This window comes from Flavobacterium crocinum, assembly GCF_003122385.1.
GTDB classification, from domain to species: Bacteria; Bacteroidota; Bacteroidia; order Flavobacteriales; family Flavobacteriaceae; genus Flavobacterium; species Flavobacterium crocinum.
Genome location: NZ_CP029255.1, coordinates 736,554 through 757,977, shown reverse-complemented (window position 1 = coordinate 757,977; position 21,424 = coordinate 736,554). Strand labels below are relative to the sequence as shown.

Here is a 21,424-nt window from a genome sequence, read left to right as displayed (position 1 = left end):
GGATTTTTTGCTAAAATAGAAATTTAATCTTACAAATTCCCAATGCTGTCTAATTCTCTTTTCAAAGGTTCAATTTGTTGCATAAAACGAGTTCTGTCACTTCCTGTTAAAGATTCTCCAGTTGGAAGATTCAATCGAAGCGCATCAACCTGAACGCCGTTTTTCCAGAAACGATAACAAACATGAGGACCAGAAGCTAAACCAGTGCTTCCAACCAAACCAATAGTCTGTCCTTGTGTTACACGCTGACCGCGGCGAACCAGGATTTTTGACATGTGTAAATATTGAGTAGAGTAGGTTCCGTTGTGTTTTACTTTTACAAAGTTTCCGTTTCCAGCTGTATATCCAGTAGTTTCAACAACTCCGGAAGCTGTGGTAGAAATTGGTGTTCCAGTTGGAGCTGCATAATCAGTTCCTTTGTGGGCCTTCCAAGTATGTTGAACTGGGTGGAATCTATTCATCGTGAATCTTGAAGTGATTCGGCTGAATTTGATTGGTGTTTTTAAGAAGAAGTTTTTTAGTGTTTTTCCTTCATCGTCATAATATTCAATTTTTCCGGAAGTAGTATCTTTTTCAAAAGGAAAGGCGTAAATAATTTTTCCTTTATATTCAAAAAATGCGGCTTCAAGATCTTCTACACCGTCATATGTTTTTCCGTTGATAAAACGTTCTGTGAAAATTAATCCGTAACGATCTCCTTTTTTAAGTTTGAAGAAGTCAATAGACCATGAAAATACTTTTGTGATTCTGCTAGCCAAAGCTGTTTCCACACTTTCGTTTCCTAAAGTTTCAGATAAAGAACTTTTTAAAACACCTCCAATGATTTTTCTTTTTAAAGTAACAGGTTTTACTTTTTTGTATGCCTTAGCAATGCTATCTCTTAAATCAATTACATAATAACTTAAAGCGTCTGGCTGATAAATAAAAACCTGAAGATTGTTGGTTTTGTTTTTTGAACGAAGTAAAGTGAAAGGTTTGTTGTAACGAATTGATCTTACATTGAAAGAATCTTTGACTTGTTCTACAATATCATGTACTTTTTTGTCTCCGATATTTTGACTTTGTAAAATCGATCCGAAAGAATCTCCTTTTGAGATTGTATCATTAACAACATTGAAATCTGCGTAATTAAAACCGAATTCTATTTTTTTGGTTGCTGGTTTAGTAATTTTGGTTTCTACTTTTTCTTCTGCTTTTTTACATGAAAAAATAGAAAACAAGACAATTAAAATTACGACTGCTTTTTTCAAACTTTTGGGATTTTTGTGGCGAAATTAAACCTCGGTTTCATTTCCCCAATTGGACAATTCTTCTTCGGTCCACAATTTAGGAAAAAAGATGCGTCTTTGGTATTTTGGATGCATATATTTTTGCCAGTCACTTCCTCCTGTAGCTTCTCCATTCCCTTTTCCGCTTTCCAAAATATACTTTCTGGCAGTATTAAGATGTTGCATAACCCAAGTGATATTCACCGTTTTATCGTAATGGCGCATTGCCGAAATTAATTCAGGATTTTGCTGGTCGCTTTCCGGGAGTTGAGAAAATTTTTGCCAGATATTTTTTGTTTTGAAAGTTGACATTTGTCTTAAGAATTGAACTTTGTATTTGTTTTCGAATTCCTGTAGCAAATAAGATTTCTCGCCAGTATGATAATCTTTTCCGGCAGCTTGCCAATATAAATGTTCAAAACTAGTTTCAAGATCGGTGTTTTCGTCAAAATTGGGTTTGTATCTGCGGTCTGTTAAATTGATAACATCAGTAGAAGCAAATTCGATCATTCTGTATTGTGCACTCTGAAAACCACTTGCCGGTGTAAGTGTATTTCTGAACTTCATATATTGGTCAACTTCCATTCCGTTTTCCATAATACTAAACGAATTGGTAAGCATGTCAAAATATCTTGTAATTCTGGATAATCTTTCACTGAAAAAATCAACTTCAATGTTTTCTTTTTCAGCAATCTGATCAATTTCCCACAAAATCATTTTGAAGATCAATTCGTTTACCTGATGATACATGATAAAAACCATTTCGTCAGGAAGTGTGGTGCGTTGAATTTGTAAATTTAAAAGAGCATCGGTTTGAATGTAGTCCCAATAGGTGATTGGTTTAGCCCAAAGCAATCCTTCCAACTGTACATCGGTTTTTTGATTTATGGCTTGAAATTTAAGATCAATTTCTTTTAAAATTGCTTCTGAATTATCAGTTAAATTCATTTCTTTTTTACTTTAAGCGGACTTTTCAATCCTTTATATTCATCGAGATCTGCTTTTAGCGAGCCAACTGCGAGATCTGCTTTAATTCTAATTGGAATTTTATTGTCGTCGTCTGTTATCCAGAGCGTTAAACTTTCTTTTTCTTTAAAGACTCTTCCAGTCTGTACCAATGGCTTAAATACCATCGTAGAAACGGTTCCAAATTTAGTTGTAATATCTTGACGGCCTACAAATTTTAACTTAAATTTTGTGATTTCATCATCAAAAAACATATCGATTGTAATGGCTTCGCCAGATTTCAATTTGTCAATGCTGGGATGGTTTCTTAAAAAATAAAAAGACGAAACAATATCCTGCACATTATCAGTAATTACAATAGTTTTTTCTGATTTTCTTTTGTAATCTTTTACTAAAACCTTGTTTTCGTTTTGATTGAAAAAACCTTCTTGATTTTTAGTATAACCGCCTTCGTCAATTTTGCGAACATATCGATAGGGATTTCCGGATTCTTTGTCAAAATAACTTTCGTATAAATCTTCGACCTTAAAAAAGAATTTTGACATTCCGGTTGTATAGCCTTTACCTACAGCATGAAATACTTTTTTGTTGCTGATGGTGGCATCTTTTAACTCTAAAGTGGCATATCCGGCATTTACAATTCCGTAGTGAATTCGAAATTTGAAGAATTCTCCAGTGTCAAAAGAATCCTCTTTTTGGGAGTCGAAGGCTAAGCAAGTAAAGGCTAATATAGTGAATATGAGTTTTTTCATAGTACATTTTTTACATTCTATTATAAAGATAAATAAATGCAAATTCTATTCCAAATGTACCAAAACAAAAAAACTCAGTCAAGGATGACTGAGTTTTTATGCTATTAACTAACCAAAAAACTATAAATTATGAAATTTATATCAATTCGGAAGGAAACCACCCCTTCCTGATTTGCGAGTGCAAAGATAGATAGAAAGTTCAGATTTCAAATAGCCAAAGTCAAGTTTAACATAACATTTGCAAAAAAAGCATCGTTTTTTGGTGAAATCCTCGTTTAAATGCAAAAAAAATGCATTTTTACAAAGTTCCTCTTAATTCTTGTTCTCTCTCAATTGACTCAAAAAGCGCTTTAAAGTTACCTGCACCAAATCCTTTTGCGCCCATTCTTTGAATAATTTCGAAGAAAAGCGTCGGTCTGTCCTGAACTGGTTTTGTAAATATTTGTAAAAGGTAACCGTCTTCATCGGCATCAACCATGATAGCCAGTTTTTCTATTTCATTAATATCTTCTTTCATCATATCCATATGAACGCCTAATCTTTCAGGGATTGCTTCATAATAAGTATGAGGAGGAGCTGATAAAAATTCAACACCGCGTGCTCTTAGCTGCGATACTGTTTTAATAATATCATCGGTTGCAATGGCAATATGCTGAATTCCAGGTCCACCATAGAAATCTAAATATTCTTCGATTTGTGATTTTTTCTTTCCTTCTGCTGGTTCGTTGATTGGGAATTTGATCCTTCCGTTCCCATTTGACATTACTTTACTCATCAATGCAGAATATTCTGTAGTGATTTGTTTGTCATCAAAAGATAAAAAGTTCACGAATCCCATAACGTCTTCGTAGAATTTTACCCAAGTATTCATTTCGTTCCAACCTACATTTCCAACCATGTGATCAATGTATTTTAATCCTGTTGGTTCTGGATTGTAATCTGATTTCCATTCTTTATAGCCTGGCAGGAAAACACCATTGTAGTTTTTTCTTTCTACAAAAATGTGAACCGTTTCTCCATAAGTGTAAATTCCAGAACGAACTACCTGACCAAACTCATCTTCTTCAACAGTTGGTTCCATGAAAGAACGTGCGCCACGTTTCATGGTTTCTTCGTAAGATTTTGTAGCATCTTCAACCCAAAGTGCTGCAACTTTTACTCCGTCTCCATGTTTTTTCAAATGTTCGTTGATTGGAGAATCAGCTGTTAATGGTGTTGTCAAAACAATTCTGATTTTATCTTGCTTCAAAACATAAGAAGCTTTGTCTTTTACTCCAGTTTCCAATCCGGCATAAGCCAATGACTGATATCCGAAAGCAGTTTTATAATAATGTGCAGATTGTTTTGCATTTCCTACATAAAACTCTACATAATCTGTTCCCAATAATGGAAGGAAATCCTGTGCTCCTTCAAATATTTTCTCTAATCCGTATTCTACTGATTTTACTTCTTTTGACATGATGTTTATTTGTTTAATCGGTTATTTGATAAAACCGAAATGTTGTGTTTGATTTTTTTTAACCGCAAAGGCGCTAAGAAAATCGCAAAGTTCGCAAAGTTTTTTATAGCGATCTTTGCGTAAAATCCTTGCGAACTTTGCGGTTAGATCGAAAGTGAAATTTATTCACACCAGGATTTGTAGTATTGACCATCATCAAGACCCATAGCTTCTTCAGTAACCATTAATGGACGGAAAGTATCCACCATAACAGCTAATTCCTGAGTTTCTTTATGGCCGATACTGCGTTCCATTGCTCCAGGCGCTGGTCCGTGCGGAATCCCTTTTGGATGTAAAGTAATATGTCCTTGCTCAATATTATTTCGGCTCATAAAATCACCATCTACATAATATAGTACTTCGTCAGAATCTATATTGCTGTGATTATACGGTGCTGGAATTGCTTTTGGATGATAATCGTAAAGTCTTGGGCAGAAAGAACAAACAACAAAAGTTGCCGTTTCAAAAGTCTGGTGTACCGGTGGCGGTTGGTGGACACGCCCCGTTATAGGTTCGAAATTGTGAATGGAGAATCCGTATGGAAAATTGTAACCATCCCAGCCCACAACGTCAAAAGGATGCGTTGCATAAACTACTTCATGCATCATGCCTTCTTTTTTGATTTTAATTAAAAAATCGCCTTTTTCGTCATGCGTTTCAAGTTCGTTTGGCAAAATAAAATCACGCTCACAAAATGGAGAATGCTCTAAATGCTGACCTGATTGATTTTTGTATCGTTTTGGAGTATAAAACGGAGAATACGATTCTACATAAAATAGTCGGTTGTCTTCTGTTTCAAATTCGATTTGATAAATAATACCGCGCGGAACAATCAAATAATCGCCATATTCAAACGGAATATTTCCTAACATTGTTCTTAGTTTTCCTTTTCCTCTGTGGATGAAAAGCATTTCATCGGCATCGGCATTTTTATAGAAATACTTTCGAAGTGATTCTTTCGGCGCGGCCAAACCAATAATACAGTCTTTATTGACTAACATGGCTTTTCGGCTGTCCAAAAAATCATTTTCAGGTTTCAATTCAAAACCTTTAAAAAGTAATGATTTTATATTTTTTCCGATTGCAATTTTGGGTTCAACCGAATACGAGTTTAAAATTTCTTTAACCTGAGTTGGTCTGTGAACATGATAAGACAATGACGAATGTCCATGGAAACCTTCTGTTCCAAATAACTGTTCGTAATAAAATCCGCCGTTTGGTTTTTCGAATTGGGTGTGTCTTTTTTGAGGGAAGTCCCCAAGTTTGTGATATAGTGGCATGGCTTTTTCAATTAGATAATTTGTAAATTAGATAAATCGAAAATTTGAATTATAGAGTCAATAGTCAATTTTAATTGACTAATTTATCTCAATTCGATAGAGCCATTATTCAGGATTTCTCTTGATTAGGAATTGAAGATACTCTAATAAACCTGTCCATTTAGTTTTCATTACAGCAAATATCGTAATTTTTATTAATTAAAATTACAAATTGTATTTTTTTAGCATTAAATTAATTCAGTATGCTTTTTTATTCAGCCAAATATATAGGAAAAATGTTTATTACTAAAATGAAAATCCGATACTAAACCAAGTAAAACTTCGTGACATTTCCGGCGACCAGGATTGTTTAACTTCAATTGGGCCAATAATGGTTTCCAATCCGTAACCTACAGCATAACCTGTGTATTTTGGCATCGAAATCCAATCCACGCCGCTGAAAATATCATTTCCTAAATTGGCAAAATTAGCAGAAAGGTTGATGTGGTTCTTTTTCAGAATCTCATAATCCAAAGTAATTCCCGTTTTGATGAAACTGTTTCCGGCGATACTCAGGAAATCATACCCATAAAAATAATTAAAGTTGTTGATCTTGCTATAACCGTAACCTCCCAAAATATAATCAAAGAATGGGACACTGCTGTTGCCAAAAGTAAAGCCGGCATCGGCATCAATTCTAAAAGTAGCTTTTGGGAAAAGGGTATTCACAAAAGAAACTTCCGCTTTTGCCATCGAAAACGGTTTAAAAGTATTGGTGTAATCTGAAGATGCAAGATAAGTCTGCAAATCTGTAGAGAAATATAATCCGGAACTTGGATAATATTTCTCGTCGAGTGAATCGTATTTCAAATAAGCGAATGCACTAAAATAACTGCTTTTGTCAATGATATTTTCTTCGTTGGCAAGCGTAGGCGAATTGATTTTTAAATACTTGTATTCTAAACCACCGCCCATCAGGAACTTTTGTACAAAAATAGTCTGGAAGTAAGCCTGATTATTCAAATCCATAAAATCAACATTAATCAAATTGACACCTGGATTATCATAAACCAAATTACTTAAACTGGTTGTGACATTTCGATTGAATTGATTCAATCTGGAACGGAAACCAAAACTGATGTTAAATCCATTTTCAACATAATAATTGAAATCGTATCTGAAATTATCTCCTAAAATTATATCCAGAGAAGTGACATCATTTTTTAAGAATGTTTTTTTATGTGTCAAATTTAATAAAATACCACTTTTATAAAGTCCGTCGTAATGAAGTCCCAATTTCAAATATGTCTGTGTTGGATTTTCTCTTAAGACTAAATCCAGATCATCTTTATCACCATTTGGCTGTAAACAATAGGAGATGGCACTAAAGTTCTGAGTGGCATTTAAGTTATTAATTCCAGCTTTTAGATTGTCATAAGTAATGGTGCTTCCCGGTTTAAAACGAAGTTTACCGCGAATGTATTCTTTGGTATAATTATCTAAAAGTGCGGTATTAATTTTTTCGATATGAATTGTATCTGTAGCAACTTTTAATTTTGGCTTTTTGTAAAAAGTGGTTTCGCTAGATAATGTTTTAATTTTTTCATAAACCGCAAAAGCGGCTTCTTCTCCTTTTCGGATGATTTCTTCTCCTTTGTCAAATGAGATTACGCCGTAGTCACGAATGTCAGGTTTAACATAAACATCAGTATCTTTTATTTTACCTTTCATTTTTTCAATAGACTGCAGATTGGTAATCTGAACCAAAATTCGGGTAGCATTTTTCAGGTTTTTTCTCTTCATTAAATCGTCCTGAACATCAACACCAATAATAATATCGGCGCCCATTTTTCGAACTTCATTAATCGGATAATTGTTTACAACACCTCCGTCAACCAATAAATTGCCATCAATTTCTACCGGAGTAAATAGGGAAGGGAAAGCGGCACTCGCCATCATAGCCTGAACCAGATTTCCTTTGTTCAATAAAACTTCTTCGCCCGTTTCTATATTAGTTCCAATACATAAAAAAGGAGTTGGCAATTGATTGAAATCACGAACATGACGAACATTTCGAGTTAGACTGCTCAATAAATTGTAATTGTACATTCCTTTTGAAAGTGCTTCAGGAATGCCGACTCTGAAATTACTAAATGGTAAAACGATGGCATACAATTCGTCATTCTTTTTGCCGTAAAAGTTTTTGGAGGATCGCGGAATATAATCGCTTATTAATTCGTCGAAATTGGTTTTTTTGAAGATAGAATCAATTTGTGAGGCATTATAACCAGAAGCATATAATCCGCCAATTACAGAACCCATACTGGTTCCGCCAATATAATCGATTTTGATTCCCGCTTCTTCTAAAACTTTAAGAACTCCGATATGTGCAAAACCTTTGGCACCGCCACCGCTCAAAACCAATCCGATTTTAGGTCTTTTTACACTGTCTTTTTTTATTTCTTGTGAGAATGTTTTTTGTGAAAAAAGAACCAACAAGACAAATATCATAGACACCACTTTCCAAATTGAATTGGAAAGAAGTTCTTTTGATGAGATATTTAAAATGGAAAACTGATTCGGGCGCATAAAAATTTGCAAGTTAGTTTTGTAAAAGTCGGCAATTTTTTTTGGTTTATTCTTAATCCGATAGTGTTTGTGCTAGTATTAACTTTTTGTTCTTGTCATATTTCCAGAAATCGGTATGAAATTTTGCGCCACCTCTGCAACTCGATGTTAGGATTTTTTTGCTTTTGTCTACTTTTATATCACAAAACATATCGCATTGTGGATTAAAGTTGGATGGAAATTTTAAACTCTCAAATTGTTTGTTCTTAGGATTAAAGATGAAAATCTGATAAATGGTATAAACTCCCATTCCGTCATCGGTATGATAGACTGCAAAATCGGTAAAACCATCAAAATTATAATCGTTTATTTCTAAATGGGATGGTTTGTCGGTTATAGAAGCTTCTAGATTATTGATAAGTTGTACTTGTTTGGTTTTGGAATTTTTGATTTTTAAAGTTTCAAAACCATCTACAAAACTTACTTTGAATTCACTTTTATCTTTTTGCATAACAGATATTTCATTTTGACTATAAGATATAGAAAAGCAGAAAAGCAGACTAATATGTAAAAAGTGTTTTTTCAAAATGAATTAATTCTCTTTAGGATGATAAAATTCGACAATTTTTTTGGCTTTAGAAGCACCTATAACAGCTGCAATTTCTTTTTCTTCTGCCAATTTTAATCTTTTAACACTTTTGAAATGTTGTATTAACGTTGTCATTGTTTTTTCTCCAATTCCAGGTATACTTTCGACAGAAGAATTCAATGCGGCTTTGCTTCGTTTGTCTCTGTGAAAAGTGATTCCGAATCGGTGTGCTTCGTTTCGCAGTTGCTGAATTACTTTTAAAGTTTCCGATTTTTTATCCAAATAAAGCGGAATAGAATCGCCCGGATAAAAAAGTTCTTCCAAACGTTTTGCAATTCCGATTATGGCAATTTTACCTCGTAAACCTAATTCATCAATACTTTTTAATGCCGAAGAAAGTTGTCCTTTTCCACCGTCAATAATGATTAACTGCGGAAGCGGTTCGTTTTCGTCTAATAATCTTTTGTAACGGCGGTACACAATTTCGGTCATCGAAGCAAAATCGTCTGGGCCTTCAACGGTTTTGACATTAAAATGGCGGTAATCTTTTTTACTTGGTTTTCCGTCTTTAAATACGACACAGGCCGCAACTGGATTTGTTCCCTGAATATTCGAGTTATCAAAACATTCGATATGTCTTGGCTCAACAGGAAGACGTAAATCTTTCTGCATTTGTGCCATAATTCTATTTACGTGACGATCAGGATCTACAATTTGCAATTGTTTCAATTGCTCGATACGATAGAATTTAGCATTTCGAATCGATAAATCTAAAATTTGCTTTTTGTCACCAAGCTGCGGAACGGTTACTTTTATGTTTTCGCCTAAATCCAATTCGAAAGGAACAATAATTTCTTTTGATAACAACTGAAAACGTTCACGCAATTCTACAATCGCTAGTTCTAATAATTCTTCGTCAGATTCGTCCAGTTTTTTCTTGATATCTAAAGTATGCGAACGAATAATCGAACCATGCGAAATCTGCAGGAAATTGACATAAGCGGCACTTTCGTCAGAGACAATCGAGAAAACATCAATATTGGTAATCTTCGGATTGATGATTGTAGATCGGGATTGATAATTTTCTAAAACTTCAATCTTCTCTTTTATTTTCTGTGCTTCTTCAAACTGAAGATTCTGCGCATAAGTATTCATTAATTTCTTGAAATCCTTTAAACTTTCTTTGAAGTTTCCTTTCAGGATTTCGCGAATAGCATTGACTTCTCTTTGATATTCTTCCAAAGATTCCAAACCTTCGCAAGGCCCTTTGCAATTGCCAATATGATATTCCAGACAAACTTTGAATTTACCGGAATTAATATTCGATTCGCTCAAATCGTAATTGCAGGTGCGAAGCGGATACAATTCTTTAATCAGATCCAAAATAGTATGTACCATTTTGAAATTGGTGTAAGGTCCAAAATACTCCGAGCCGTCTTTAACCATTCTTCTCGTTAAAAATATTCTCGAAAAAGGTTCTTTTTTGATACAAATCCACGGATAACTTTTGTCATCACGAAGCAGTACATTATATCTTGGCTGAAGTGTTTTTATTAAATTGTTTTCCAATAAAAGCGCATCGGTTTCGGTTGGAACTACAATGTGTTTTATGGTCACGATTTTTTTGACCAAAACATTGGTTTTGGCCGTATCGTGAATTTTATTGAAATAGGAAGAAACCCTTTTTTTTAAATTTTTGGCTTTACCAACATACAGGATTTTCCCATCTTTATCATAATATTGATAAACGCCGGGATTATCTGGCAAAGTTAAAATTTGAAGATCTAAGGCTGGTTTTTGCATTCTTTTTTGTGTCTGAAGATATCCGAAAAGCCTTTTTCAAAAACCATTCCGATTTGAAAATGAAGCTTAACATTGAATTAGTTTCAAATTTACAAAATCAAAAGAATAATTTCTATATTTAGATTTTATAATTCTACATGAAAAATAGTGCTCCATTAGTTATTTTTGGCGAATCGATTTTGCCGGGAGAACATAGAACGATAAACGTCGAAATTGCTCGGCTTCATACTACAACAAAACTAAATATTCCTGTTATTGTCCGTCGTTCCAAACATGAAGGCCCTGTTGTTTTATTTTCTGCAGGAATTCACGGAGACGAAATCAATGGTGTTGAAATCGTTCGTCAGATCATCAGTAAAAAAATTAACAGACCTTCACGCGGTACCATTATTTGTATTCCGGTGATCAATATGTACGGTTTTGTCAATAAATCAAGAGAATTTCCGGACGGTCGGGATTTAAACCGTGTTTTCCCTGGAAGTAAAAAAGGTTCTTTGGCCAGTCGATTTGCTTATCATATTGTCGAAGAAATTCTGCCGATTTTAGATTATGCAGTCGATTTTCATGCAGGAGGAGCAAGCCGTTTCAATGCGCCTCAGATTAGAATCACCGAAAACAATGCTGATCTGAAAGTTCTGGCCGATGTTTTTAATGCGCCATTTACTTTGTATTCTAAAAATATAAATGGTTCTTTTAGAAAAACTTCTGAAAACGCCAATGTAAAAATGCTTCTTTTTGAAGGCGGAAAATCGTTAGATATCAATAACGAAATTGCCAATCAGGGTGTTTTAGGAACCAAACGTTTACTTCATTATTTGCAAATGTTGGATTCCAAACAAATTGCTGAGCCGGCATTGACACCATCGATTTATATCAAACAATCGGTTTGGCTTCGTGCGAAATGTTCTGGTTTGTTGCATGATTTTAATTTGGTCGGGAAATTTGTAACCAAAGGCACTATCTTAGCGATTATTACAGATCCGTTTGGGAAATTTGAACAAAAAGTCAAAGCACCTCACGATGGTTATGTAATTAATGCGAATCATTCGCCGATAGTTTACGAAGGCGATGCTATTTATCATTTATCTAAAACCCCCGACAATGCCGACGAGTAAAAAAGAACTCCGAATCCAATATAAAAATCTACGTAAGGCACTTTCTTTTGATGAAATAGAAGAAAAAAGTCTGGCGATTGCCAATCAATTAATCCAAATGCCAATTTGGGATAAAATTTATTATCATGTTTTTCTTCCAATAGAAGAACATAAAGAAATAAATACCGAATTTGTTCTGCACTTACTTTCGGGAAAAGACAAAGAAATCCTGTTCTCAAAAAGTGATTTTGAAAGTAGAAAAATGACTCATTTTCTTCTAACAGATAATACTAAAATCAAAAAGAATGAATATAATATTCCTGAACCTGTTGACGGAATCGAAGTACCTTCTTCTAAAGTGGAAGTAGTTTTTGTACCGCTTTTGGCTTACGATGTTTTAGGAAACCGAATTGGTTACGGAAAAGGGTTTTATGATAAATTCCTTTCGGAGTGCAAACCGGAAGCCATCAAAATCGGACTTTCATTTTTTGAACCCGTAAACCAGATTGATGATGTTTTTGAATCGGATATCAAACTGGATTTCTGTGTTACGCCTGAGAAAGTTTATCAGTTTTAGTTTTACGAATTATTGTTGCCACAGATTAAAATGATTAAATGGATTAATCTTTTGAAATCCTTTAATCTGTGGCAAAAAAATATTTATTCCAGCGCTTAACACAATCGTTGTCGATATGCTGAACCTAGACGCACTGCGGTGCGTCTCTACAATTCTGTGTGGAAAAGGAAATCAAAATATTTTTAGAAAAAAAATCTTTTTAATCCTTTAATCTGTGGCAAAAAATATTTATTCCAGCGCTTAACACAATTGTTGTCGATATGCTGAACATAGACGCACTGCGGTGCGTCTCTACAATTCTGTGTGGAAAAGGAAATCAAAATATTTTTATAAAAAATTCTTTTTAATCCTTTAATCTGTGGCAAAAAAATATTCATTCCAGTGCTTAACACAATCGTTGTCGATATGCTTGAAGTACATACACTGTGGTATGTCTTTACAGTTCTTGTGTGGGAAAAAATGTTTTTTGCATAGGATTCTCCAAAAAATTCCGAAACGATTTTGCTTACCCGAAAATTACAAATAATCGTTTCTAGATATTCAGAATGCTAGCTTTTATTGAATGGTTGATGCTGTATTAATACTAAATTCCAAAAAATAAAAATTCCAAATCCCAACTTTAAAATTGGAATTTGGAATTTTTTATTTGAATCTTTTTAAAATTTATTTTACTTCTTTTATGGTTGAAGATTCGATCCAGCCTTGGGTTCCATCTGTTAATTCGACTTTTTTCCAGTCAGCTGTGGTTTCTAAAACGTAAACTTTTGCTCCTTCATGTAAAAGGATAATACCATTTGCAGATTTTTGAGGTTTCGCACGAACCTGGCTCATTTCAGAAAAAACAATAGCAACACGATCGTTATCAAAATGACGTTTTTCAGCTACAGCAGCCGATATGCTTAAAGCAAAAGCAATCAGAAAAATAAACATTCCAACGAAATAAATTCTTTTTGCAATGGTTGCTTTTGAAAAGTAATAACCAATGAAACTTAGTAAAAAGACAAATCCAATTGCAACAGCTATTTTGGCCCACATATTATAATCAAAAATAGAAGTAAAGTTCTGAATCAATTTGGCAAAACCAACTTTTGGAACTTCTTTAATCTCATCGATTGTCAGCTTTTTGGCAAACTTTAAATTGTTTAAAGTTTCAGGATCATTTGGTTTTAAAACCAATGCTTTTTCATAATTGTAAATCGAAGGCGCAACCTGATTTAGTTTATAATAGCAGTTTCCAAGATTAAAATACAATTCAGCAGATTGTAATTTATCTTCTTTTACTATGTTTTCATAAACCTGTACAGCTTCTTTGTATTGTCCCTTTTGGTACAAAGCATTTCCTGCTTCAAAGCGTCCTTGCGCAAAGAAAATCTGAGAAATTAATAAAAAGAGATATAGTATATTTTTCATTTTATTTCTATAAACCTAACAGGTTTTTAAAACCTGTTAGGTTTGCTTTTTAAGTTAAAACTAAACAATCTGTTTTTCTAGTTCAGAAATAATCAACACCGCTTTGTTATAATCCTGTTGAATTGAAGCGCTTGATGCCGGAGCATAACGTGCAAATTCACAGTTTTCAGTTAAGTCAATAAAATTCTGAACTGTTTCTGCATTGGCGTTTCTGGACAATAACAATTCTCTGATATTATCTTTACTCATTTCAGAAGTTTCTATATGCAATTTCGCTTTTAAGAAATTATGCATTGCTTTTTCTAGTGCGATATAGAAAGGTTCTTTATTATTAAGATGTTTTTTCGCCTGTGACAGATATTTTTTAGCCAGTTTATTGTTCATTCTAATTCTGTTTCCGGTAACATCACTGTCCATAGCCTCTTTTTTCTTCTTAGCTAAAATAATCAGCGGAATAATGATGAAAGGAGCAAATAATAAACCTAAATATAAATCTGAGCCGTAAAACTCTTTTTTAGCAATAGACGCTAAAACTGTCTTAGATTTGATGTTTACAAAATGATCCGTTTGAGCAGTAGCATTTTTAGAAGGCGCTCCTGTATTCGCTTCAGCAGGTGTTGGTCCGTCCAGAACATCAATCATAATTTCTTTTGAAGTGATGGTTTTATAAGTACCGGAACTCAAATCAAAATACGAGAACTGCATTGGTTTAATGGCATATTTTCCTCTGTATTGAGGAACAATAGTATATTTGTCTGAAATTCTCCCAGACATTCCGGCCAACGAAGTGGTTACACTTTCGTCATGAACAGGATCGTACATTTCCAATGCATTCGGTACAACAGGTTTTGGAAGCGTAAATAACTTCATATTTCCAGTTCCCTGTGCGCTTACAATTAAGTCAAGCCCTTCACCATTTTTAAGTGTTGTTTTTGAAGGAGTAACCGTAAAGTTCAGCTTACCAACAGCACCTGTAAAACTTTCTGGTTTACCTGCCTCAGGTAATGGCTTTACATTGATTGTTTTGGCTCCGGCAGAAACTACTCTGTTGTCATCTATTGGAATTACCTGGCCAAACATATTTATTTTACCAGAAGCTACTTGTATCCCAATGTCTAACGAAAGGGGCTCTATAGTTAGTTTTCCTGATTTTTGAGGATATAAAATAGTTTTCTTTAAAATAACATAATAACATCTTTGTCCCTGAAAAGAACCCTCTTCAATTGCCAGTTGCTTAATATCAATATTTTGATTCCAGAAATCATTGTATTTTGGTTTAGCCAATTCTTTAAAACCGGTAACGCCAATGTTGTTGAAATACAATTTGTAAACTGCCGTAATCGGTTCATTTAAATACGGGTTTGTTTTTGAAATTTCTGCAACCAAAGTCAATAGTTCATTTGGTGATCCCGGAGGTCTGTCAGATGGATCTCTCTCTTGCGCTACAGCATTTGTAACAGTAACTTTTATTGGAGAAGTTTTATAAACTTGTCCGTTGTATTCTATTGCAGCCGGTTTGATAAGAAGCGCTCCTTTTCTTTCAGGTTGTATGATATAAGAATAAATTTTTTGAAAAGAACTTCTTCCGTTTATCCACGACTGGCTGATTTGCTGACTTGGTCCTGCAACAAGTCTGAATCCTTCAAAAGCAGGTTGCTCGAAGTTATCTCCGTCAACATTCATGATGAAGTCTATACGGAGTCTTTCGTTCAGTCCAAGTGTATTTTTGCTGACTTTGGCTTCAAATTGCACCTGAGCCATAAGTCCTTGAAAAGTGAGTAGAAATAGAATTAAATATCTTTTCATTACTTGTTTTAATCGTTGTTTGTTTAACTGTTTAATCGTTTAACCGTTTTGTGATATAACAAATAAACGATTAAACGATTCAACTTATTTTACCAGTCTTTTTCTGTTTTCTTTGGGTTACCTTTTACTTTTTGAGCGTTAACTTTATCCTGAATTTTCTTTTCTTCGTTGTTTACCGCATCTAACAAATTCTGAACTCGCTCTTTAGATATTCCGCCTGGCTGTGGTTTTGGCTGTCCCTGATTGTCTGACTTGTCGTCTTTCTTAGGGTCATTTTTGCCATCTTTTTTGTCTTTATCCTGATCGCCTTTGTCGTCTTTTTTATCCTTGTCTTTGTTCTGATCTTTATTTTTGTCCTTGTCTTTATCTTTATTTTTATCCTTGTTTTTGTCCTTATCCTTATTCTTGTCTTTGTTCTGATCGTTTTTCGGCGGATTCTCTTTTAGTTTCTGTTTTGCGTAAGCATAATTATAGCGCGTTTCATCATCAGTTGGATCATTACGTAAGGCTTGTTTGTAAGCTTCTACTGCCTGTGTGTAATCTTTCTCTTTCATGAAAGTATTTCCAAGGTTGTGAAAAGCTTTATGTTTTTCAGGTCGCGTTTTGGCATTTTTTATGGCTTTCGCGTAAGCGTATTTAGCCTCAGAAATCTGATTTTGTCTATAAATAGTGTTTCCTAAATTATATGGTGCTGTTGATTTTTTAGGAAATTTTGATTCCGAAATTCTATAATTTGCCTCAGCATCAACAAATTTATTCTGTTTATATTCTTCATTCCCAACAGGCAATGATTTGTCTTTTTCTTGTGCAGAAACTGCAAAAGAAACGGTTAGTAAAATATAAAGAAGTAAATTTTTCATTCTTAGTTTTTATTTTTTTGCCACGAATTTCACCAATTGGCACTAATTAATTCTGTTTTTTCCTAATTTGAATTTCACAAATGATCAATTTGTTTTCGTGTAAATTCGAGTAATTAGTGGCTGACTTTTTTATTTCTTTTCATTAAATAAATCCAACTCTTTGATCCAGTTTGTTTTTCTTTCCAACAAGAAAATATCAAGGAAAAGCAGTAAAAATGCAAATCCGATAAACCACTGAAATTGCGATTGGAATTCTGCCATTTGCGTAGCTTCAAATTCTGTTTTCTGAATATTGTTCAAAGCGTTTTTTACATATTCTAAAACTTCTTTTGTGCTTCCGCCATAAACATAACCACCTTTAGTTGCTTTTGCAATTGTTTTTAAACCTTCCTGATTTAGTTTTGTGATTACTGTTTCTCCGTTTTGATCTTTTTGATATCCTCTTACTACACCATTTTCTTTTAACGGAATTGTTCCTCCTTTTTCTGTTCCAACACCAATGGTTATGATTTTCATTCCTATTTTGTTGGCTTCTTCTGCAGCTGCAGTTGCGCCTTCAGAATGATCTTCTCCATCAGAAATCAGGATTAATAATTTGCTCGTTTTGCTTTTTTCATCAAAATAAGTAGCAGATAATCGAATCGCTTCATCTAGAGAAGTTCCTTGAGATGAAACCATATCTGGGCTCATGCTCTGCAAAAACATTTTAGCAACACTGTAATCTGATGTTATCGGTAAAACTGGGAAAGCACTTCCGGCATAAGCCACAATTCCAATTCGGTCACTTCCTAAATTGTTGATGATCTGCGAAACCAATTGTTTACTTTTATCCAAACGACTAGGCACAACATCTTCGGCAAGCATACTTTTTGAAACGTCGACAGCAAAAACAATATCAATACCTTCTCGTTTTACGGTTTCCATTTTAGTTCCAATCTTCGGATTTACTAAACCAATAATTAAGCAGGTAAGTGCCAGAAGAATTACAACAATTTTTAAAACAGGTTTAAAAACCGATTTCTCCGGACTCAGTCTTTTTACCATTTCCAAATCCCCAAACTCCAGCTGTTTTCTTCTTTTCCAATACATATTGAAAAGGAAAACACACACCACAATTGGGATTAGTATTAAGAGATATAAATATTTTTTTTCGTCTAATTCCATTTTAAATTTTAGATTTCTGAATTTAGATTTTAGATTTTTTTTAATCTAAAATTAAATGAAGCTTCTGTAAACTGTATTTCTTAAACCCACTTCAAGCAATAATAAAAAGCCTGCAAATAAAACAAAAGCTCTGTATTTTTCATCATAATCATAGAACTTCAATTCCTGAATTTCAGTGGTTTCCAATTTGTTGATTGCGTTGTATATTTCTGCTAATTTATCGTTGCTGGTTGCTCTAAAATAGGTTCCATCTGTTTTGCGGGCAATATTTTTCATCAACTTTTCGTCGATTTCCACTTTCTGCATTTTGAATAAGAAACCTCCGTTTGGTGCATAAGCGTATGGAGATTCTGCCATTCCGTTTGTACCAAGACCAATCGTATATACTTTTATTCCGTATTGTTTCGCAATGTCTGCGGCAGTTTCCGGTTCAATAAAACCTGCATTGTTAACACCATCAGTAAGAAGGATGATAACACGGCTTTTTGCCTTACTGTCTTTTAAACGGTTAACAGCAGTTGCCAGTCCCATTCCAATTCCGGTTCCGTCCTGAAGAACGGTGTCGTATTTAATGCCTTTTATGGCTTCCAAAATGATTGCTTTATCACTTGTAACCGGAGTTTTAGTGTAAGCTTCAGAAGCGTATAAAACCAATCCGATTCTATCATTTGGTCGTTCTTCAACGAAATCTGCAGCAACTCTTTTTAAAGCTTCCATACGGTTTGGCTTTAAATCTTTTGCCAACATAGATCCGGAAACGTCAATTGCCATTACAATATCAATTCCTTTTGTTGTTTTAGTCTGGTTGCTAATGTCTACTGTTCTTGGTCGCGCCAATGCTATAATCAAAGAACATAAAGCCAAAATTCTGAAAACGTATAGAGCAGGTTTGAATTTTGTCCAAAACGATTCGCTGTTTTGAAATCCCGCCGTTGAACTCATTTTTAAGGTAGCCGATTGCTGGTTGCGTTTCCAGAAAAACCAGATTATTGCAATCGGAATTAATAGAAACAACCAAAGAAATTCTGGATTTAAAAAACTGAAATTACCCATTAGTTGTTTGCTCTTTGAAGTTCAACAGAATTTAAGATTCGAGTTGTAATCTCGTTTGCATATGTATCGCCTTCTTCATGTAAAATCAAAATTTGTTGTAACCCCTGATCTTGTTTGAAAAGCAACAATTCATAATATGCTTTTGTACTTGTTTTGGTTGCCGGATTCAGGATTGACATGGTTCCGTAACCTTTAACTCCCTGAATACCTTCATTAGTCTGAAAATCTTCTTGTTTTACAATAATATTTTGTGCTCCCTGAGCTTCCATTACTTTTAAAGATCCTTCAAGGGCTTTTGCCAAATCAATATCGGTTGGCTGTTTAAATTTGGCCGTAGAAACTGTTACATAGAAATTGTCAATCATGCTTCCGTAAACAAAAAGCTGCATTTCTTTGATTAATGCCATAGTTTCTTTTGGAAGGACTTTTTCAGTATCCATTCTTTTTAAAACCTTTGGAGTTTCAATCAAAACAGCAGGACTTCCGTAGGCACTTTTTACCCATTCGCCTTCTAATAATTCTTTAGAAGGATGACCAATTAAATTGTCTTTTACGTAATTGAATCCTTTTGTAACTACAAAATAAGTTGTAGTTATAAACAACAATAAGATTACAGCAGCAATGGAATAACCAATTCTGGCATTGCGTTTTTTTCGAAGCTGTTCTTTAATTTGTTTTTGTCTTTGTGCTTCATTCAATAATTGATCTTCGATATCTTCTGGTACTTCTGTCGGAATCGCATTGTCAAGCGTTAAAATGACTTTTTGGATTTTATTTCTGTCGTCAGTAATCTCGAAATCAAGCGGTTTTGATTTCGCAAATTTTACCAAATCGGCTTGACGTAAAACGCGTTCTAAATTCTCAACTGTTTCTGGAGTCAGCGTCATTTTCTTTTTGGTAGAAGCCTCTCTAATTGCGGTAATTAATTCAGAAGTTGTACTTTCCATTGCCGGAATATGAATGGCTTCTTCAATATAGTTACGAGCAATATCAGTCAGTTCACTGTAATATTCTTTGATTTCACCTTTTTGAACTAGTTCTTTTTTCTCTAAGTTATTTAATAAACTTGTCGCTTTTTCGATAGGTGTTTTATAAACTTCTTCTTCAATCTTTTTCAGCTGACGTTTTTTAACGTACCAGTAAACGAAAGCTCCAATTCCGATAATAACTAAAGCAATTAAAACATAAATCCACCAGTTACCCATTCCTTCATCAACAGAAGAAATGTCTTTGATATCATACATTTTTTGCTGTAAAGTGTCCACTTTTACATTCGCAACTTCCACTTTAATAGAATCAGAAAAGAAAGGTTTTTTGTCAATTAAGATTTTGACACTAGGAATTGTATAACGACCGGAATCAAACTGCGTTAAACCATATTTTTTTATAAGTTCATAATTAGTAGCATCTTTCTTAACCGTATCAATTGGATAAGACTGAATTACTTCTAACGGACCAATATTTTTAAGTTTTGGGAATTCAACTTTTGCTGTCGAACTCACAATTGTTTTAAGTGTCAGTTTGAACTCAGCACCAATTTTATTTTTTGTGGTATCAATGCTTGTTTCTACTGTTTTTTGCTGTGCAAAAATCATAGTAGAAAAGAGAAATAAAAATATATAAAGTTTAAATTTCATTTGATTTGAATTTCAGATTTTAGTCTAAAATGAAAGCTTAAAAATGAATTGGAATGATGCAGATTTAAGCGGATTTATATTTTTTAATTTTTGCAGTATTTTAAATAATCTAAAGTCTAAATCTGCAATCTAAAATTATTTTATCTTGATTTAAAATAGCCTAATAGTTTAGTAACGTAATTTTCGTCTACTCTGGTATTTACAATTCCTGCTCCAGATTTACGGAAAGTATCTTTAAAGTAATTCAACTTTTCCTGATAATGTTTCTCGTAATTCATTCGAACTGTTTTCGAACTTGTGTCAACCAACTGTATTTTACCTGTTTCGGCATCCAGCATCGTTACCATTCCTAAATTTGGAATTTTTTCTTCGCGGATATCGTACACACGAACACCGGTAATGTCATGTTTTTTAGAAGCAATTTTTAAAGTATGCTCATAAGAATCAGACATAAAATCGGAAATCATAAAAATGATTGCTTTCTTTTTTTGAGTTCCTGACAGGAATTTCAAAGCCTGAGCAATATCTGTTTTATGACTTTTAGGTTCAAATTCGATCAATTCACGAATGATGCGAAGCACGTGTGAACGTCCTTTCTTAGGCGGAATATATAATTCTACAGTATCAGAAAATAAGATTAAACCAATTTTGTCATTGTTTTGTGTAGCCGAAAAAGCCATCGTTGCCGCAATTTCAGTCACGATGTCTTTTTTAAATTGATTTTTAGAACCAAAGGATTCAGAACCCGAAATATCGACCATTAAAACCATGGTCAATTCGCGTTCTTCTTCAAAAACTTTAACGTGAGCTTCGTTGTAGCGTGCGGTTACATTCCAATCGATGTTACGAATATCATCTCCGTATTGGTATTGACGCACCTCGCTAAACGTCATTCCTCGTCCTTTAAATGAAGAGTGGTATTCTCCCGAAAAGATATGATTACTCAGTCTTTTCGTTTTGATTTCTATTTTCCGTACTTTTTTTAAAAGCTCTTTTGTATCCATTTTTTTGAGTGTTCAGTGATCGGTTAGAAAGTGATCCGTTAAATCTAAATTCCAACAGGTCTTTCTGTCTTTATTAGTGTTCAGTTAAAAAGTATTTAGTATGGAACTGAATACTA

The 21,424-nt window shown here is 33.9% G+C and carries 17 protein-coding genes; 2 read left to right on the top strand and 15 right to left on the bottom strand.

All coding sequences use genetic code 11. The annotated features are described in order from the left end of the window. Positions 1-29: 29 nt before the first annotated feature. The 8 genes from HYN56_RS03640 to uvrC form a co-directional block, all read right to left on the bottom strand. Complete coding sequence (locus HYN56_RS03640) at positions 30-1,250, bottom strand: peptidoglycan DD-metalloendopeptidase family protein (RefSeq protein WP_109190936.1); 1,221 nt, start codon at positions 1,248-1,250, stop codon at positions 30-32. Between the two features lie 24 nt (positions 1,251-1,274). Next, complete coding sequence (locus tag HYN56_RS03635; protein WP_109190935.1) at positions 1,275-2,216, bottom strand: tryptophan 2,3-dioxygenase family protein; 942 nt, start codon at positions 2,214-2,216, stop codon at positions 1,275-1,277. After that, a complete protein-coding gene (locus tag HYN56_RS03630; RefSeq protein WP_109190934.1) occupies positions 2,213-2,986 on the bottom strand; it encodes a DUF3108 domain-containing protein in 774 nt (257 codons plus the stop codon). Before HYN56_RS03630 ends, HYN56_RS03635 begins: the two co-directional genes overlap by 4 nt. 298 nt (positions 2,987-3,284) lie before the next feature. Further along, on the bottom strand, positions 3,285-4,445 hold the full coding sequence (hppD, locus tag HYN56_RS03625; RefSeq protein WP_109190933.1) for a 4-hydroxyphenylpyruvate dioxygenase: 1,161 nt from the start codon (positions 4,443-4,445) through the stop codon (positions 3,285-3,287). 161 nt (positions 4,446-4,606) lie between these two features. After that, the gene (locus HYN56_RS03620) at positions 4,607-5,764 is read right to left on the bottom strand and encodes a homogentisate 1,2-dioxygenase (RefSeq protein ID WP_109190932.1); all 1,158 of its coding nucleotides are present in this window, start codon (positions 5,762-5,764) and stop codon (positions 4,607-4,609) included. Positions 5,765-6,049: 285 nt separating this feature from the next. After that, the gene (locus tag HYN56_RS03615) at positions 6,050-8,254 is read right to left on the bottom strand and encodes a patatin-like phospholipase family protein (RefSeq protein ID WP_240622651.1); all 2,205 of its coding nucleotides are present in this window, start codon (positions 8,252-8,254) and stop codon (positions 6,050-6,052) included. A 130-nt stretch (positions 8,255-8,384) separates the two neighbouring features. Then, positions 8,385-8,822 (bottom strand): XAC2610-related protein, encoded by a 438-nt coding sequence (locus HYN56_RS03610; RefSeq protein WP_109190930.1) that lies wholly within the window; start codon positions 8,820-8,822, stop codon positions 8,385-8,387. 81 nt (positions 8,823-8,903) lie between these two features. Further along, positions 8,904-10,703: an excinuclease ABC subunit UvrC gene (gene uvrC / locus HYN56_RS03605; protein ID WP_109190929.1), complete on the bottom strand. Its 1,800-nt coding sequence runs from the start codon at positions 10,701-10,703 to the stop codon at positions 8,904-8,906. Between the two features lie 137 nt (positions 10,704-10,840). Between uvrC and HYN56_RS03600 the strand changes: the two genes are divergently transcribed. Continuing rightward, complete coding sequence (locus tag HYN56_RS03600; protein WP_109190928.1) at positions 10,841-11,818, top strand: succinylglutamate desuccinylase/aspartoacylase family protein; 978 nt, start codon at positions 10,841-10,843, stop codon at positions 11,816-11,818. After that, the gene (locus HYN56_RS03595; RefSeq protein ID WP_109190927.1) at positions 11,805-12,374 is read left to right on the top strand and encodes a 5-formyltetrahydrofolate cyclo-ligase; all 570 of its coding nucleotides are present in this window, start codon (positions 11,805-11,807) and stop codon (positions 12,372-12,374) included. Before HYN56_RS03600 ends, HYN56_RS03595 begins: the two co-directional genes overlap by 14 nt. A gap of 663 nt (positions 12,375-13,037) precedes the next feature. Here the strand turns inward: HYN56_RS03595 and HYN56_RS03585 are convergent. From HYN56_RS03585 to HYN56_RS03555, 7 genes are all read right to left on the bottom strand, one after another. Further along, positions 13,038-13,784, bottom strand: a complete 747-nt coding sequence (locus HYN56_RS03585; protein ID WP_109190925.1) for a tetratricopeptide repeat protein — start codon at positions 13,782-13,784, stop codon at positions 13,038-13,040. A 60-nt stretch (positions 13,785-13,844) separates the two neighbouring features. After that, positions 13,845-15,590: a BatD family protein gene (locus tag HYN56_RS03580; RefSeq protein ID WP_109190924.1), complete on the bottom strand. Its 1,746-nt coding sequence runs from the start codon at positions 15,588-15,590 to the stop codon at positions 13,845-13,847. An 89-nt stretch (positions 15,591-15,679) separates the two neighbouring features. Next, positions 15,680-16,450: a tetratricopeptide repeat protein gene (locus HYN56_RS03575; RefSeq protein WP_109190923.1), complete on the bottom strand. Its 771-nt coding sequence runs from the start codon at positions 16,448-16,450 to the stop codon at positions 15,680-15,682. Positions 16,451-16,579: 129 nt separating this feature from the next. Next, the gene (locus HYN56_RS03570; RefSeq protein ID WP_109190922.1) at positions 16,580-17,614 is read right to left on the bottom strand and encodes a vWA domain-containing protein; all 1,035 of its coding nucleotides are present in this window, start codon (positions 17,612-17,614) and stop codon (positions 16,580-16,582) included. 51 nt (positions 17,615-17,665) lie between these two features. Beyond that, complete coding sequence (locus HYN56_RS03565; protein WP_109190921.1) at positions 17,666-18,667, bottom strand: vWA domain-containing protein; 1,002 nt, start codon at positions 18,665-18,667, stop codon at positions 17,666-17,668. Beyond that, positions 18,667-20,304, bottom strand: a complete 1,638-nt coding sequence (locus tag HYN56_RS03560; protein WP_109190920.1) for a hypothetical protein — start codon at positions 20,302-20,304, stop codon at positions 18,667-18,669. Before HYN56_RS03560 ends, HYN56_RS03565 begins: the two co-directional genes overlap by 1 nt. 140 nt (positions 20,305-20,444) lie before the next feature. Continuing rightward, positions 20,445-21,308, bottom strand: coding sequence for a DUF58 domain-containing protein (locus tag HYN56_RS03555; RefSeq protein ID WP_109190919.1), 864 nt, complete (start codon positions 21,306-21,308; stop codon positions 20,445-20,447). Positions 21,309-21,424: the final 116 nt, after the last annotated feature.

Excerpts from the sequence above, each read along its gene's own strand:
- HYN56_RS03635 (WP_109190935.1), bottom strand. The coding sequence starts at position 2,216 with ATGAATTTAACTGATAATTCAGAAGCAATTTTAAAAGAAATTGATCTT.
- HYN56_RS03630 (WP_109190934.1), bottom strand. The coding sequence starts at position 2,986 with ATGAAAAAACTCATATTCACTATATTAGCCTTTACTTGCTTAGCCTTC.
- hppD (WP_109190933.1), bottom strand. The coding sequence starts at position 4,445 with ATGTCAAAAGAAGTAAAATCAGTAGAATACGGATTAGAGAAAATATTT.
- HYN56_RS03620 (WP_109190932.1), bottom strand. The coding sequence starts at position 5,764 with ATGCCACTATATCACAAACTTGGGGACTTCCCTCAAAAAAGACACACC.
- HYN56_RS03615 (WP_240622651.1), bottom strand. The coding sequence starts at position 8,254 with ATGATATTTGTCTTGTTGGTTCTTTTTTCACAAAAAACATTCTCACAA.
- HYN56_RS03610 (WP_109190930.1), bottom strand. The coding sequence starts at position 8,822 with ATGCAAAAAGATAAAAGTGAATTCAAAGTAAGTTTTGTAGATGGTTTT.
- uvrC (WP_109190929.1), bottom strand. The coding sequence starts at position 10,703 with ATGCAAAAACCAGCCTTAGATCTTCAAATTTTAACTTTGCCAGATAAT.
- HYN56_RS03600 (WP_109190928.1), top strand. The coding sequence starts at position 10,841 with ATGAAAAATAGTGCTCCATTAGTTATTTTTGGCGAATCGATTTTGCCG.
- HYN56_RS03595 (WP_109190927.1), top strand. The coding sequence starts at position 11,805 with ATGCCGACGAGTAAAAAAGAACTCCGAATCCAATATAAAAATCTACGT.
- HYN56_RS03585 (WP_109190925.1), bottom strand. The coding sequence starts at position 13,784 with ATGAAAAATATACTATATCTCTTTTTATTAATTTCTCAGATTTTCTTT.
- HYN56_RS03580 (WP_109190924.1), bottom strand. The coding sequence starts at position 15,590 with ATGAAAAGATATTTAATTCTATTTCTACTCACTTTTCAAGGACTTATG.
- HYN56_RS03575 (WP_109190923.1), bottom strand. The coding sequence starts at position 16,450 with ATGAAAAATTTACTTCTTTATATTTTACTAACCGTTTCTTTTGCAGTT.
- HYN56_RS03570 (WP_109190922.1), bottom strand. The coding sequence starts at position 17,614 with ATGGAATTAGACGAAAAAAAATATTTATATCTCTTAATACTAATCCCA.
- HYN56_RS03565 (WP_109190921.1), bottom strand. The coding sequence starts at position 18,667 with ATGGGTAATTTCAGTTTTTTAAATCCAGAATTTCTTTGGTTGTTTCTA.
- HYN56_RS03560 (WP_109190920.1), bottom strand. The coding sequence starts at position 20,304 with ATGAAATTTAAACTTTATATATTTTTATTTCTCTTTTCTACTATGATT.
- HYN56_RS03555 (WP_109190919.1), bottom strand. The coding sequence starts at position 21,308 with ATGGATACAAAAGAGCTTTTAAAAAAAGTACGGAAAATAGAAATCAAA.